This is a genomic window from Paenibacillus sp. F4 (assembly GCF_002894905.1).
GTDB lineage: Bacteria > Bacillota > Bacilli > Paenibacillales > Paenibacillaceae > Paenibacillus > Paenibacillus polymyxa_B.
The window spans coordinates 273040-287073 of the sequence record NZ_POVS01000017.1 but is presented as its reverse complement, the minus strand read 5'-3'; the positions used below and the strand labels follow the sequence as shown (position 1 = coordinate 287073).

Here is a 14034-nt window from a genome sequence, read left to right as displayed (position 1 = left end):
ATTATAAAAAATCAGAAAGTAACTGTTCAGCCGCTTCTTTCCCTTGAGCAATGCAATCTGGAATTCCAACGCCCCCATAGCCAGCACCGCATAGAAAAACACCCGGTAAATACTGTGCGAAGTCCTGTCTCATCTTCGCCATATGCTCTTTGTGTCCAATCGGATATTGCGGCATTGATCGATCACACCTACTGACTTCAACGAATTCCGGTTCCGCTTCCAGGCCCATTAAATCTTTCAAATCTTTGCGCGCGGCATCCACAAGTTGATCGTCTGTCATCTGAATCCACTCCTGTGCGCCTGCATGTCCGATGTAGGTCCGTAAAAGCGTATATCCTTCAGGAGCAGTATGGCTCCACTTCGTCGAAGACCAAGTACATGCCGTAATCTTTTTGCCTTCTTTGCGGGGGACTAGAAATCCCGTTCCCTCAAAAGCAAAATTAAGATCTGTGTTTTTATAAGCAAGGGCAATATTGGCTACGGAAACATAGTGAATCTTGTGTAACCAGCTAGCGCTTGCAACGCCAGAAAATAATGTAGCCGCTTCAAAAGCTGGAACAGCGCAGATCACCGCATCCGCAGCTATTTTTTGTCCATGTTCTAAAATGACCTGATAACCGCTTTCTTTCCTTACTTCAACTACACCTTGCCCCATAACAAAACGTACGGTATCCAGCCTTTCCTTTAGCCGTTCCACGATTGTAGATAATCCTAGCCGATAAGAAAGAAACATACTTTTCTTAGCGATATCCGGCAGTTTGTCTTGTACAGCCGACTTTCTTCCTGCCCCTTTAGACATACCCTTAATCAAACTTCCATGCTTTTGTTCCATTAGTTTAAATTGAGGGAAAGTTGACATAAGGCTCAGAGAATGAGTATCCCCAGCGTAAATTCCAGACAGCAGCGGTTCTGTAATCTGGTCCAGAACTTCTTTGCCGAGACGCCGTTTGATAAAATCACCTAGAGATTCGTCCGCATCACCTTTCTTCGCCGGAATGATTAAATCCAGGGCTGCCCGTGCTTTTCCCAGCGGAGAAATAAGTCCTGTCCGAATGAAAGGAGTCAGCTTTGTTGGGATACCCAGAATAAAGCCCATCGGCATCGTATGAAGTTTGCCCTTATGCAAAATGCAAGCAGATTTGGCTTTCGGGTTTGTCGATACCAGCTCTGCTTCCAGCCCCAACTCCATGGTCAGATCCAATATTGCCGTCTTTCTGGCCAAGAAAGCATCCGGGCCTTTTTCGATCATAAAATCGTTTTGGCGAACGGTTTGCAGCTTTCCTCCCAGACGTTCACTTTTCTCCACCAGTGTAATCTCCACTTCAAGCTGCCGATCCTCAGCCAGCTTTTTCACATAAAAGGCAGCACTTAAACCACTTATTCCTCCACCGAGAATAACGACTTTTTTAGAACTTTTTTTCATGAAAACACTTTTCCTCTCCAACCCCGGGTATATAAGCGCAATAAGGGTCACTCTCCAAATAGTCTCCTGTTATTGCAAAAGCCCTTGCTCTGGAGCCCCCACAGATGGCCTTGAATTCACAGACTCCACATTTACCTTTAAGTAGGGACTTATCTCTAAGATTCATCATGATCGGAGAGTTGCGATAAATATCTGCCAGGCTATCGTTTCGTACATTCCCGCACATAAGAGGCAGAAAACCGCTTGGGTATACTTCGCCGATATGACTAATAAAAACAAATCCATCTCCATCATTTACGCCTTTAGGAGCACGTCCTAAAATATCTGCCCTCTTTTGTCCGTCTGCTACACTGTTCTCACCTGCTTTGTGCTTTTCCTGCAGTACGACCCTCCGGTAGTGAGGAGCTTCTGTAGCCTTCACACCGTACGGCATCTGTTGCTGTATTTGATACAACCATTTCATTACGGCTTCATGCTCATCAGGAGTAATCATATCTTTCTCCATGCCACGTCCGGTTGGAACAAGGAAAAATAAACTCCATAACACAGCCTGCATTTCCTTTACCCTTTCTGCAATTTGCTCCAGATCATGAAGATTGTACCGGGACACCGTAGTGTTCACTTGAATAGGGATGTTCAGTTCCTTTAAATAACCAATTCCTCGCATGGTCGTATCGTAAGAACCCACTGTACCCCGAAAATGATCGTGAATGTCTGCACATGAACCGTCCAGACTAAACGCCCACCGCGATAACCCAACTTGCTTTGCTTTTTCTACCGCTGCTCGTGTCACTTTAGGGGTGGCACTGGGGGTCATCGAAACCGACAGATTTTTCTCTTCAATTGCATATCGAGCCAGTTCAAACAGATCAGGACGCATCAAAGGATCTCCGCCTGTGAATACAACCAACGGATGATTCATTTCAGCGATTTGATCTATAAGCTTCTTACCTTCTTCTAGTGTCAGTTGGCGAGGATCAGGTTTGTACTGAGCTTCCGCTCTACAGTGAAGGCACTTTAAAGCACAAGCTCGTGTAACCTCCCAGATGACTATAAACGGATCTGTATGATAATCACGCGGCGTTTTCAAAGATATCATTGATGTCTCTCCTTTTAGAAGTATAAAAACAACACAAAAACATAGAGCATCATTGAAAATCCAATTTCCGCCATGCCAACTTGTTTTGCCTTTAATCCAAGTTTAGGAAGCCATATGGCCCGTATCAAAAAAATCAAAAAAGGAACAAACAGAGGTAACTTTAACCAAGTAGCAAACAACAAAATCACCAAATGATAGATGATGGAAGCATAATGGTAACGTATATTTTTTCTTTCACGAATGATCGTTTTGACATACAAAGCAGTTCCGATAAAGTAAAGCACCAAAAGCAAGAATAACTCTGTTGCTACTCTCCAATCCTCTCCTCCCCCCATATAAATAACGGGGTATATAAAAGAACAAAAGAGTAGAATTGCAACAATGTCATTGAGTAAAGCACGTTCATTTTTCGTTTTTGCAAAATAAATATTAGCCATAAAAAAGAGCAATAGAAGAACCCCATACCAGATCAAGGCCGGCTCAAACCATATCAGTGAAATTAACAAAGGAAGTAATATCACTCCGTATACAACGGCGGGTTTGCGGTATCTTTCACTGCTGCCTGTTTTGATCCATTGGAGGACAGGAAAACTGAATAAGTAGATAAAAAACCAGCACACAAATAGGGGGATATGAATGAGTTCCCCTCGAGAAGCAGCTAAACCGAATAAAAAAGGAAGAATGAGCATGGCCCAGGCTCCATGTTGATTGGGTATGTATCTGCTCACCCCCTTCAAACCCTTGATCCTTTTTTCACAATCTTTTTTATGTCTGTTATTTCGGTTAATCGATTCATCATCCATTCCCCCAAGATTGAGTTTTATCATCTAACTTCATTCTAAGTATTATATGAAATTGAACCAATTAGGGAGTTCCCTTTTCCTTAGAGGGGAAAATCCTAACCGGAAAAATAACGCTATTTTCTTATGCTATACTGTACTAAAAAAGGGAACAAAGAAAGGATGAAATGTTATGGGAGGACCTTCTTTACGTCAACTGCATGCTCATCATGCCATTCATCAAGGCGGGCTATCTGGCGCTCTAGATAAGACGAGAGAAGTAGAGGAATTACTCGAAGCAAAAGAATTCAAGGTAGCGCGCCAGGCTGCCGACCACTTGATCGAATATTGGGAAACCCGCATTCTCAGCCATGCTGATGCAGAAGAGGAAGGATTCTATCAGGAAATGGTCGAGAAAAAACCGGAACTGCAGGAGGCTGTCGTCAAACTTACACGAGATCATGATCTGCTCCGAATCATTGTAAAAGAGCTCAAAGCCGGGATCCGTGAAGAAGGGCTTACGCCTGAAGTTCTTCAACAGTTCCACGCACTTCTGGTTGTCAATGCCATTCATAGTCGGGAAGAAGAACGTTTGCTGTTTGAGCAACCGTCATAATCAAGATGTGCATAACGATTCACATTCTCTATAAAAACGTACCAAAGAAATAGTCCAACGCCTCCTGCGAGTATCCGTCATCTCCTTGCCAAGCTGCTACGGAATAAAAATCATGATTGCCGTGCTGTCGTTTACGAGGCGTGTCCTGCGGGACCAGCAGTCCGGCATATCCCCACACCTCCATGACGACATCACGCTCGTTTTTGCTGGATGGAAACACATCCTTCCAGCGCTTTTCCAATTGACGTGCACTGCTTTGAGCATCACAGTTCTGAACAGCTTCGAGCATGTTATGGAGTATAGCTAGATCCTCATCGGAAACCTGAACATCCTCTTCTTGACTGAACAATTCAAGGTCCATCCAGCAATACAGAAGGTGGTTCAGACGAATACCGCCCCATTTGATTCGCTCAAAATTCAGTACATTCAAATCTTCATTGACATATTCCTTATCGGACATCATTTTATTAAAATTACAATCCCCACAGCTACTGTAATTGGGCAGGACGACAGGCCGCTCACCATAGGTGTGCAAAGGAAGTCCTGCGGTTAATGTCCAGCTCGATAAAGCGCTTCGTAAATGAACCTTTTTCGTGGAAAGACTATGCAAAAATGCTGCTGCCACTCGTTCTTTTGTAGCCTTTTGCTGGTGCAGCTCATGCAGCCTGTTTATAATCTCGTTATGTGTAATGGTGATCGGATCGAACATCAACCCCTTACTTTTGGCATATTCAAAATCCTCACCCGAAAAAGATCCCCGCTCCTGCTTCCAGCCGCTAGAGGACCAGAATGTGTTCATCAGTATTTTTTTTGCCTTTTTATCCACAACACATCTCCCTTACTCATCCAACACCCTCACCTCCAACAAAAAGCTCAGGGTTGTAGCGTATTTTATGTAAGATTGCTATTCATCTTTATACTTAAAAGCAATGGCCGTATTTCCTGACCGGGGGTCAAAATAAGAAGAGATTTTCCCCCAATTCAGCTCATATTTCATATAGGGGTAAGGCTTTGTTTGACGATAGCTTGGCTTCACGGACAAATGTTGCTGTAACAAACGATCATGCTCCCTTTGCCGCTTTCTCTCCCCTTCCTCAGACCAATTATCCCACGAAGTTGGAAATTCATCGCCCTGGAGCGAAATCTCCACGACAACTAGGCTTGTATCCTTAAAGCATACAGACACAAAAAAATGCCGACGCAGCAAAGAAACCTGATCGAAATGATACCAGATGTAGTCATTCCCTAGCTTTCTTACAGAATGAAAATATTTCGAATACCAAGTGGTCTCTAACAACTGATCTTCCGTTAAAGATGAGTAGATCGCACGCTCACCATCGACCCGAATGATTCCTGATTCCCAGTCATTCATTGCTGCCACTCCTTCAGCTATTATGCCAATCTCCTACAGTTTCTCTCTGTCCTCATTTGTCCACATGATTGAAAATGGCCTGCCAGGCCCGATCTAGCACGCGCGTATGTAATTGCTTGGCATAAACATTTCTAACGATGGCGAGAACGATCACACCCACGAATACAACACTGAGCAAAGTAATAGAGGGAACCCAATAGTCAAACATGGCATTCGCCAGCACTTGCATTTTCCACCTGCTCTACAGGCAGGTCATGCTTCTGAATAAATGCATGTGCTTTCTTCAATTCGGATTGAATAAATAAACTACTCTGGATAGCAGATCCTAGCTGACCTAAAACATTCATATCTTTTCACTCCATTTTCGATAGCTTCTAAACTACGAGTATATAGGATTGCCATGCTCTACAAAACGATCGGTTCCAGACCGCTCTCTAAATGAGCCTATTAGTAAAAATCAAAGTAACCCCGCCAGACTCCTTCATTCTGATGCTTGGCAAAATAAAAGCTGCCTCCATCTACAATATTCAATTGGGCTTTGGCATCTGAGGCAATCTGAAACACAAATTCATAGCCCTCGCCAAAGTCGATGCCTGGTTGAATAAAGCTGGGATAGCCACCGATTTTGTGAACCGCATATATTTCCTCTACGATGTCCTCAAAATAATCGGGTTCCTCCTCGTCCATCTGGTTGAGAGCATCGTCGTATTCCTCAGGGATATCTTCACCGTCCCAGACCGGATAATCATTCTCTTTAAGTTCGGGGAACAGCGGAAATGCTTTGATTTGCATAAATGCCGGACCAAAATCTTTTTCAACCAAATCCTCTACCGACGTATACTCACGAATACACATATATCCTTCCATGTCCTCATGATCTAGTACATCGGGAGACAGGAAGACCGTCAACAGCTTGACACTGTGCATAGCTTCAGGGACAAAAGGCAAGGCAGGCAAATACAATTGCATGATCGGAGCCATAACATTCCCCTGTACATCAATGGGTTGTTCCTCCGTTGGCAAAGCCACTGTAACTCTACCAATCCAGCTTTGTTCAAGGGAATCCGACGGCCTACGACCCCCTGTATGAAAAATCGTAGCTTTACGTTTTAGAATCGTTCTTAGCTTCTCAATAGAGTTGCTGGACAACGAAATCACTCCTTTCTAATCTAAAATAGAAACAGAACAACATCCTCGCCTGCTTTAAATCCAAACTCTCTTAATCGATCTTCCATCTCTTGAATCTGGCGCAGATAATCTTCCGGCACAGCTGGCAGACCCTGTTCATTCACTAATGTCCCGCCGAGTCTGGTGCGTGCATATTCGGCACTTTTCCACATCGCCTCAAACACAGTTTGCGGCTGCACGGTTCGTACCCCATCCATACTGAAAATCAAATCTGCAAAGCCATCCTCTGCGAGTGTACTCAACCAAAAAAAGCCAGGCTCGGTGCCCGTATGTACGCTAAATAGTTCATCATAGCCGACCGACCCGTGATGGTGTGCATGGAAAATATCCATATCTCCCCACTCCATTCCGAGGCTCAGCATGACATCCCAGATATCCGCTCCACGGTAAGCTTGGCCTTGATCCGCTACTAGCCTAAGCATGACAGCGTGTTCCCTTTCACCTTCCTGATCTGTAAATGCTTTAAGTTTTTCCGCTTTTGCACGTGCACGGGCAGCCTCCTCCCGAGGAAGCACATGAATGGTGCCCTTCTCCTGAAAACGAACTGGCAGTGTGTTCATAAAGTCTGCAACTTTGACTTCATCTAAATGAACCTGCATCTCTACATTATCGAATATATCCATACAAATACAGATTTTATCAAAATGGCATTCGCCTGCCGATCTGCGCCCCACACTAGTCCACATCTGTAAATCATGGACATGTCCATACACGATATATCCTTTGAGCAATTGCAAAATATCCTCATCTGACAACGTAAAGCCACTGAATTCCACATCAATCAGCCAATAGATATTAGCATCAGGCTCCACTTGGTGGATTCCTTTTGCGGTCTTCACAGGCTCATGTTCCAACTCCACGGCAAGGATGCTAGATACATCCTCACTCCCATGTTCAGGTAAATTCATGAATCTCTCTCCTAACTAGCTGTTTTCACTTTACAGTTTCCTATAATTCTCAATATATATTAAACTATAAATCACCAAGCACAAAATAGTATAAAAACAGTGCTGGGTTGTTGAACATAACTTTTTAGAATTTCAAAGCTTCGAAAGGGGAGAACTCATGATGCAAAAACTTTGGCAAAAAGGGAAGGCTCTGTCTCTGCCTATTATGGTGTCCGCATCGCTGATATCTGGAGCGCTGTCTGTAAGTACACCTGCGGCGAATGCGGCTGCAACCAAGGAATTGCTTCAGCTATCCGGTCAGACGACTTACTATGGAGAGGTCGAGAATGGGCAGCCCAACGGACGTGGTACGATCAAATGGAGCGAATATAAGCAGTATTCGGGTGATTTTGTGAATGGCAAGCGTTCAGGTACTGGAAAATATATAAATCAGTACACGGATGCAGATGGACAAAATCATAAAATCGTATACAACGGCACATGGAACAATGACACGATGAGCGGCAAGGGTACGCAGACTGAAAAAGTGACGCAAATGGACGGAACCGTACGTTCGAACGAGATTCAAGTAGGTGCTTTTCAGAACAATGGATTACAGAACGGCTACCAAGTGATCCACGCTGTGGCCGATCCAGACTACAGCTTCACTTATAAAAATGGAAAAGAAGTGTTAAATATCTTGCACAGTAATCAAGATCTGGTCCAAAGGTGGCAAAAAGGAGATCTCTTCTCCGTAAATTATAAAAATGGCTCTGTCCAAAAGGAATACTCCATGTTCCCTGAAGAGACTGCTACCAAAGAACGTCAAAGACAAGCGTCTATCAAGTATTTCAAAGGAATTACCGCCAAGGTCACTCCTCACTTGCAGCAGTTTGAAAAGCTGTCCAAGCAGATTCCGCTAAAATAATTAATACGATGCGAAACATGTATTAGCCTCTACGCAAGAAGGCCTCTCTTTCTAATGGAAAGCTCCATTTGAAAAGAGGGGCTTTTTTCGTTTCGTTATGAATGACATATAAGAACTTCGGATCATAACACCTCCTACTATTCTCCCTTATGCACCCTCATGAACTCATACAAATGACTTATTTTTCACTTAAATCCCCTCCTTTTTTTGCTAACCCCCACTAGATTCACTAAAATATAAGTAATTATTTTAATCATCCGAGGTGGACATCATGGCTAAAATTATGGTTCCTCCTGAGAAACTAGAAGCGGTTTCCAGGCAGTTCGCACAGGCACGTGAGCTGGGGGCACAAATTTGCGGACAACTGTCACAGCATATTCAGATGTTGGAAAATAGCTGGGCAGGAACAACACAGCAGCGCTTTTATCAGGATTTTCATAAAGCGCGTGGACAAATGGATGCTTTCACTCAAACTGTCGGTTCTGTCAGCACAGAGTTGCGTTCCATTGCAGTAAAATTCAAGGAAACAGATACCCAAGCAGACTCGGGTATTAATAAAGGAGATCACAGCGGACAGATCGGCAACAGTGAGGGGGCAACTTCCGGGAAAAAAGGACCCGATCCAGCAGATATAGCCATTAACAGCATTTCAGAAGCCAATAAATGGCGCGGGCAACTGGGATTTGCCGGAACAGCTATCTATAGCGGTCTGGCTTCCACACTTGTGCTCACCAAAACAGTAGAATTCAAGAAAAGTCTGAAGAATCCCACTCGAGCGGTTATACATAATGCGGCATGGGTGAATGGCAAGGGTAACAATGCGTTTATGCGTAATTTGGGCAAAAGCCTAAACCGCCAATTCGCTAAACCCGGTATTGTGATGAAGGGTTTAAAGGGCTTTGATCGTTTAGCTGGAAAGCTTCAAATGGGTAAGCTCGGCCTCGGATTCAACAAAGCCAACAGCTTTCCTCAGTGGACGCGGAACGTCATCGCTGGGGTGGAAAAAGGCCGTTACGGCATAGCCACCCGCCAAATTCCCGGCATGATTGCCAAAAAACTGTACCCTATTAACGCCACCATGAATATTGTGGGCGAGGGTATCAGTCTGGCTGGAAAATGGAAAAGCGGGAAGCTTACCGGAACGGATGTGGCTGTATCTGCTTCTAACGTAGCGATTAAAACCGCCGCAACTTATGGCGGTGCTGTCGCTTTGGGAGCCGTAGGCGGCGCTATCGGTGGTCCGGTCGGAGCAGCCGTCGGTGCTTACGTCGGCGGTACGGTGGGAAGCTGGGCAGGTGGAAAAGTCGCCAAATTCGCCGAAAAAGGGATACGTTGGGCCAGCAAACTATTTAAATGACATACACCTAACAGATGGAGAAGGAGCCTGACTATGGATAAACAAACGGTAATTTTAACGCTTGAGGAACTAGGCTTTGCCTTGACCGCACTGGGCGCAGAAGATATGGCTTCTGGTCTGCTCCAATCTTATTACGGGGAACTGACCGAAGATCGCTGGGAACTGCTTTTTCATGCCGCAACGCATAGCCTGATATCCAAGGGTTTGATGGAGCAACGGGATGACGGGCAACAACAGCTCGAATTTGATGCGTTCATTGTTGAAATGCTAGCTCATCTGGTACAAAGCCGCCAGATGCTACGTGGTTACAAGGAGCAACAGGACAAGCAAAATACATTAACGATACACCATGGAAATGAACGTTTTCTATATCATTTTTCCAGCCACAATGAACTCCATTTCTTTCGCTGGTCTTCCCGAGAAGACTGGCATCACGACATTGATCAATTGTTCGGCCTGCTTGCTTCGAACTTCAATGCGCACAGCCGATACGTCGATCTGACAGAAGAACAGTGGAATGAGTTAACCTCATCCAACTTCAGCATGCAGCAAATGCCAACGTGGAAGCTTCATGAGTCGGCTCAACAAATGATACAAGACTGGCGAGAGGATTTTGATCGTAATCAGTGTAGCCTAGATAATTTGAGCCAGATGATATACGCGGATACGGATGAAGATGGACCTTCCGTTACAAATCTACTATTTGTTCTTAAAGGAATGAATGATGTGTGGATCGTAAGAAATACAGAACTGGATATGCAGGCCACCCCATGTCTGCGTATTGAAAGTGTAACCGAAGCTGACTGGAGAGAACGAATAACTTATTTCATTCAGGAGTTTGTACGCGACGAGGCGGTATTCCGTGGATAAAATTGTATATCGAAGATCTTTGGCATTTTGGAAAGCCATGGGTAGCTTGATGTTTGTGCTTATCTGTCTGTTTTTGCTGCTGCTCATTTTTATCGACGAAGATATCTCAGCTCTACAAATCTTCTTCTTTATTACCTCCGCCATTGTCGGACTTCCTTTTTTCGGCAGCTATCTCGTGGTTTGTTTGAGCAGAATGCTTCGTAAGGATACCTATCTGTTCATCTTTGACGAGCATAGCATTTCCGATGGTATTCGAACTGTCCCATGGTCTGCAATCACTAAAGTCGAATTCGAAGGGGCCTCCATCCGCAAATGGCTGCGCCCTCGCTTTCCCGCCTTTATTTTTCATCTGAATGACCGCAGCACCTGGGAAGTCAGCACCGATTATGTGTTGAACGATATGGAGCTGAACCATGCCGGGAAACAACTTCGAACTCTCATTAGCCAGCATGGCAAGTCGAAGAAAAAACGTTCCTGAATATTGCCATTGAATATATCAAAGCTTGTCTCTATCATATGCAGCTACAAGAGCCACAACCACTGCTGCCGAGTTGGCCGCAGCCAAATCAAGATTGGAGTCAAAAGAATCCGCCGCTTCTACACCGGCAAGATCAGACAAAGAACGGACAGCCAAAAATGGAACACCAAACTGGTACGCAGTCTGAACGACCGCGGCCCCTTCCATATCGGTCACTTTCGCTTCAGGAAACTGGCTACGGATAAAATGGGCGCGCTCAGCCTGGGAGATAAAAGAGTCTGCCGTCGTAATCAAACCGTTGACGATCTGCCCCTCAATCCTGGTCTCCGCCAGCGCTTCTGTCGCAAAAGCAAGCAGCGCTGGATCGACAGGATAACTTGCCGGCATCTGTGGCACCTGCCCGTAGGTATAGCCGAACGCCGTTCCGTCCACATCGCTGTAAGTCAGCTCGGTCGCCACGACGACATCGCCAACATGCAGCGCTGGATCGAGCCCACCCGCAGACCCGGTATTAATGACAAGCTCCGGGCTAAATCGCTCAATCAACAGCGCCGTAGTCGAGGCTGCGTTCGCTTTGCCAATTCCTGATTGCAGTAGAATAACTTCCTTGCCCTCAAGCTGGCCCGTATAAAAAATCCCGTTCGCAATCTGGGTCATCTTTATCCCTTCGATCTGCGCTTTCAAATCTGCTATTTCTTCCTCCATAGCTCCGATAATCGCTATACTCAAAGTTCTTTTCCCGCTCCCTCCGTGAATTCCTTGTATTCCAGCTTATCCTTGAAAAACACCCGTTGCTGCGATGCGCTGCACCGCCTCCAGTAGCCTTTCTTCACTGTTCACCAGACTGACCCGCACATGAGAAGCTCCTGCACGACCAAAGCCTTCTCCAGGAGCGACCGCAACATGAGCCTCGTCCAATAAAAAGTCTGCAAAGGAAGCAGATGTATAACCCTCTGGCACCTTGAACCAGGCAAAAAAAGACCCTTGGGGAGCAGCTACATCCCAGCCAATACCACGTAACGCTGCAATGAGAACATCACGGCGCCGCTCATATAACGCCGCGAGCTCCCGTACCGGTTCCTGTGTGCCCAGCAATGCCACAGCTCCCGCATCCTGTACCGCTCCAAAAACAGTGCTGTAGGCATGCGTATGATAATGCTTGAGCGCACCAATGATGGACGAATTCCCCACTGCAAAGCCGAAGCGCCATCCAGCCATGTTATACGTTTTGGAAGCCGTATACGTCTCGACGCCATACTCCTTGGCGCCGGGGATTTGCAATAAACTAATCGGCTTATACCCGTCAAATCCAAGAGCACCGTAAGCAAAATCATTCATAACCGGAAACTGGTACCGAGCGGCATAATTCAGCGTCTTTGTCAGAAAATCTGCTGTAGCTACTGCTCCAGTCGGATTGTTCGGATAATTAATCATGAGCAATTTGACCTGCTCTGCAATTTCTTCCGGCACGGTTGTATAATCAGGCAAGAAACCATGCTTCTCATCAAGCGGAATCGTATGAATATGGGCTCTTGCCAGCGTAGCAGCGGAGTAATATTGGGGATATGCCGGATCGGTGGTCAATAACCAATCACCTGGATTCAATAGCGCCTGTGGAATCCCCATTACGCCTATGGCTGAGCCGTTGAATATGGCAATCTCCCGGTCTGGATCCAGCTCCACCTGATACTCCCGTTTATAGAACGCGGCGACAGCCTCCAGCGTGCTTTTTTTTCCATGAAAAGGCGGATAGCCCTGATTGATCGGTTGATCGACCGCTTCCTTCAAAGCGCTAATGATATGCGCCGGTGTCGGCTGATCCGGGTTGCCGGCTGCCAAATTGATTACATCTATTCCCTTACTTTTATACAGATTCACCTTGTCATCCATGGCACTAAAATAGTTGTCAGGCAGAGCCTTGACGAGATCAGAGGATGAAAAAATCACGTTCATCTCCACCTTCTATCCATAAGATACAGGCTGACAACGTCAGCCCGCAGAAGATAATACCCCATTTTATTTGAAATAGCTTGGCAGCTTGTAGCCTTCATAATCAGGATTCGATTGGATATACTTTTGGAATTCATCTGAATGATATCCTTCAATAATGTCTTTGACGAAGGCCTTATCCTTGTTCTTGCTGTCCACAGCGACCACGTTCGTAAACGGATCTGTCATATTTTCAAGCTTTAATGCCGAGGTCAGCTTTATTCCATTCGATACAGCAAAGTTCCCTTGTATAGCCGCAAAATCAACATCCTCCAGTGCACGTGGCCCCTGTGCCGGGTCGGTAGCAACAAATTGCAGATGATGCGGATTAGAGGTGATGTCGTTCACCGAGGTTTGCAATGGATCAATATGGTCCTTTAACGTAATCCAGCCTACTTCCTTCAAAATATTCAGCGCACGCAGCATATTGACTGGCTCGTTGGGCAGGTTGATTTGGGCTCCCTCACTGATTTCGTCAAGGCTGGTATGCTTGCTGGAGTACAATCCCATCGGAGGAGTCGGAACTTGTACAGCACCAATCAGATCAATATTCTCCCGCTTATTCATAGAATCCAGGTAAAGCGAATGCTGAAACACATTAGCATCAATATCCCCCTTAGCCACGGCTACATTGGGCTGAACACCGTCTGTAAACTCTTTATATGTAATCTTATAGCCTTTCTTCTCCAAATATGGAGCCACACCATTCTTAAACTGATCGCTATATGGACCGGGATTAAAGCTGATATGCAGTGTTTTCTTTTCTTCACCCGCAGCGTTGCCCGACGTATTCTTGCTGCCGCAGCCTGAAATAAAAAGCACGACTGCTCCCAGCAGCAATATAAATGAAATCCATGGTTTCTTCATTTTGATGTCTCCCCCTGCTCCTTGATATCATCTACTTTTGGTGAGTTAGAATGTTTACAGTCGCCCAAAATACCAAGTAATTTGATGCGTTTTATAGATATTACAATGATTTTTTATTCACTGTCAACAACATTTAATTACGCATCTTCTGCATAACAAATAAGGGATCACAACAGGCGAT

17 protein-coding genes are annotated in these 14034 nt (G+C 45.3%); 5 read left to right on the top strand and 12 right to left on the bottom strand.

Annotated features, from left to right (window positions below; genetic code table 11):
* Position 1 precedes the first annotated feature (1 nt).
* The 3 genes from hemG to C1T21_RS19955 are packed head-to-tail and all read right to left on the bottom strand — an operon-like array spanning position 2 to position 3325.
* On the bottom strand, positions 2-1423 hold the full coding sequence (gene hemG, locus C1T21_RS19965; RefSeq protein WP_103049472.1) for a protoporphyrinogen oxidase: 1422 nt from the start codon (positions 1421-1423) through the stop codon (positions 2-4).
* Positions 1407-2522, bottom strand: a complete 1116-nt coding sequence (locus C1T21_RS19960) for a TIGR04053 family radical SAM/SPASM domain-containing protein (protein WP_103049471.1) — start codon at positions 2520-2522, stop codon at positions 1407-1409. Before C1T21_RS19960 ends, hemG begins: the two co-directional genes overlap by 17 nt.
* Positions 2523-2536: 14 nt before the next feature.
* Positions 2537-3325, bottom strand: a complete 789-nt coding sequence (locus C1T21_RS19955) for a YwiC-like family protein (protein WP_103049688.1) — start codon at positions 3323-3325, stop codon at positions 2537-2539.
* A gap of 169 nt (positions 3326-3494) precedes the next feature.
* Between C1T21_RS19955 and C1T21_RS19950 the strand changes: the two genes are divergently transcribed.
* The gene (locus C1T21_RS19950) at positions 3495-3917 is read left to right on the top strand and encodes a hemerythrin domain-containing protein (protein WP_103049470.1); all 423 of its coding nucleotides are present in this window, start codon (positions 3495-3497) and stop codon (positions 3915-3917) included.
* 28 nt (positions 3918-3945) lie between these two features.
* Here C1T21_RS19950 and C1T21_RS19945 read toward each other — a convergent pair whose 3' ends face one another.
* From C1T21_RS19945 to C1T21_RS19925, 6 genes are all read right to left on the bottom strand, one after another.
* Positions 3946-4743: a hypothetical protein gene (locus tag C1T21_RS19945; protein ID WP_103049469.1), complete on the bottom strand. Its 798-nt coding sequence runs from the start codon at positions 4741-4743 to the stop codon at positions 3946-3948.
* Positions 4744-4821: 78 nt separating this feature from the next.
* On the bottom strand, positions 4822-5289 hold the full coding sequence (locus C1T21_RS19940; RefSeq protein WP_103049468.1) for a hypothetical protein: 468 nt from the start codon (positions 5287-5289) through the stop codon (positions 4822-4824).
* A gap of 52 nt (positions 5290-5341) precedes the next feature.
* Positions 5342-5512 (bottom strand): DUF6097 family protein, encoded by a 171-nt coding sequence (locus tag C1T21_RS28150; protein WP_258012561.1) that lies wholly within the window; start codon positions 5510-5512, stop codon positions 5342-5344.
* A complete protein-coding gene (locus C1T21_RS28145) occupies positions 5490-5636 on the bottom strand; it encodes a DUF6097 family protein (RefSeq protein ID WP_223821930.1) in 147 nt (48 codons plus the stop codon). Before C1T21_RS28145 ends, C1T21_RS28150 begins: the two co-directional genes overlap by 23 nt.
* Before the next feature lie 100 nt (positions 5637-5736).
* A complete protein-coding gene (locus tag C1T21_RS19930) occupies positions 5737-6438 on the bottom strand; it encodes a DUF1963 domain-containing protein (protein WP_103049467.1) in 702 nt (233 codons plus the stop codon).
* A gap of 20 nt (positions 6439-6458) precedes the next feature.
* Positions 6459-7385 carry a cell division protein ZipA C-terminal FtsZ-binding domain-containing protein gene (locus C1T21_RS19925; RefSeq protein WP_103049466.1) on the bottom strand — a complete coding sequence of 309 codons (927 nt, stop codon included), beginning with the start codon at positions 7383-7385 and terminating at the stop codon, positions 6459-6461.
* 160 nt (positions 7386-7545) lie between these two features.
* Here C1T21_RS19925 and C1T21_RS19920 point away from each other — a divergent pair, with 160 nt between their 5' ends.
* From C1T21_RS19920 to C1T21_RS19905, 4 genes are all read left to right on the top strand, one after another.
* On the top strand, positions 7546-8292 hold the full coding sequence (locus C1T21_RS19920; protein WP_103049687.1) for an MORN repeat-containing protein: 747 nt from the start codon (positions 7546-7548) through the stop codon (positions 8290-8292).
* 271 nt (positions 8293-8563) lie between these two features.
* Positions 8564-9649, top strand: coding sequence for a WXG100 family type VII secretion target (locus tag C1T21_RS19915; protein WP_076295523.1), 1086 nt, complete (start codon positions 8564-8566; stop codon positions 9647-9649).
* A 33-nt stretch (positions 9650-9682) separates the two neighbouring features.
* Positions 9683-10519, top strand: coding sequence for a hypothetical protein (locus C1T21_RS19910; RefSeq protein WP_103049465.1), 837 nt, complete (start codon positions 9683-9685; stop codon positions 10517-10519).
* Complete coding sequence (locus C1T21_RS19905; protein WP_103049464.1) at positions 10512-10997, top strand: DUF5381 family protein; 486 nt, start codon at positions 10512-10514, stop codon at positions 10995-10997. Before C1T21_RS19910 ends, C1T21_RS19905 begins: the two co-directional genes overlap by 8 nt.
* Before the next feature lie 18 nt (positions 10998-11015).
* Here the strand turns inward: C1T21_RS19905 and C1T21_RS19900 are convergent, their stop codons facing one another.
* From C1T21_RS19900 to C1T21_RS19890, 3 genes are all read right to left on the bottom strand, one after another.
* Positions 11016-11726 (bottom strand): 5'-methylthioadenosine/adenosylhomocysteine nucleosidase, encoded by a 711-nt coding sequence (locus C1T21_RS19900; protein WP_013311357.1) that lies wholly within the window; start codon positions 11724-11726, stop codon positions 11016-11018.
* A 42-nt stretch (positions 11727-11768) separates the two neighbouring features.
* A complete protein-coding gene (locus tag C1T21_RS19895) occupies positions 11769-12944 on the bottom strand; it encodes an aminotransferase class I/II-fold pyridoxal phosphate-dependent enzyme (protein ID WP_103049686.1) in 1176 nt (391 codons plus the stop codon).
* A 69-nt stretch (positions 12945-13013) separates the two neighbouring features.
* Entirely contained in the window at positions 13014-13853 is an 840-nt protein-coding gene (locus tag C1T21_RS19890) for a MetQ/NlpA family ABC transporter substrate-binding protein (protein ID WP_103049463.1), read from the bottom strand.
* Positions 13854-14034: the final 181 nt, after the last annotated feature.

Excerpts from the sequence above, each read along its gene's own strand:
- hemG (WP_103049472.1), bottom strand. The coding sequence starts at position 1,423 with ATGAAAAAAAGTTCTAAAAAAGTCGTTATTCTCGGTGGAGGAATAAGT.
- C1T21_RS19960 (WP_103049471.1), bottom strand. The coding sequence starts at position 2,522 with ATGATATCTTTGAAAACGCCGCGTGATTATCATACAGATCCGTTTATA.
- C1T21_RS19955 (WP_103049688.1), bottom strand. The coding sequence starts at position 3,325 with ATGGATGATGAATCGATTAACCGAAATAACAGACATAAAAAAGATTGT.
- C1T21_RS19950 (WP_103049470.1), top strand. The coding sequence starts at position 3,495 with ATGGGAGGACCTTCTTTACGTCAACTGCATGCTCATCATGCCATTCAT.
- C1T21_RS19940 (WP_103049468.1), bottom strand. The coding sequence starts at position 5,289 with ATGAATGACTGGGAATCAGGAATCATTCGGGTCGATGGTGAGCGTGCG.
- C1T21_RS28145 (WP_223821930.1), bottom strand. The coding sequence starts at position 5,636 with ATGAATGTTTTAGGTCAGCTAGGATCTGCTATCCAGAGTAGTTTATTT.
- C1T21_RS19925 (WP_103049466.1), bottom strand. The coding sequence starts at position 7,385 with ATGAATTTACCTGAACATGGGAGTGAGGATGTATCTAGCATCCTTGCC.
- C1T21_RS19920 (WP_103049687.1), top strand. The coding sequence starts at position 7,546 with ATGCAAAAACTTTGGCAAAAAGGGAAGGCTCTGTCTCTGCCTATTATG.
- C1T21_RS19915 (WP_076295523.1), top strand. The coding sequence starts at position 8,564 with ATGGCTAAAATTATGGTTCCTCCTGAGAAACTAGAAGCGGTTTCCAGG.
- C1T21_RS19910 (WP_103049465.1), top strand. The coding sequence starts at position 9,683 with ATGGATAAACAAACGGTAATTTTAACGCTTGAGGAACTAGGCTTTGCC.
- C1T21_RS19890 (WP_103049463.1), bottom strand. The coding sequence starts at position 13,853 with ATGAAGAAACCATGGATTTCATTTATATTGCTGCTGGGAGCAGTCGTG.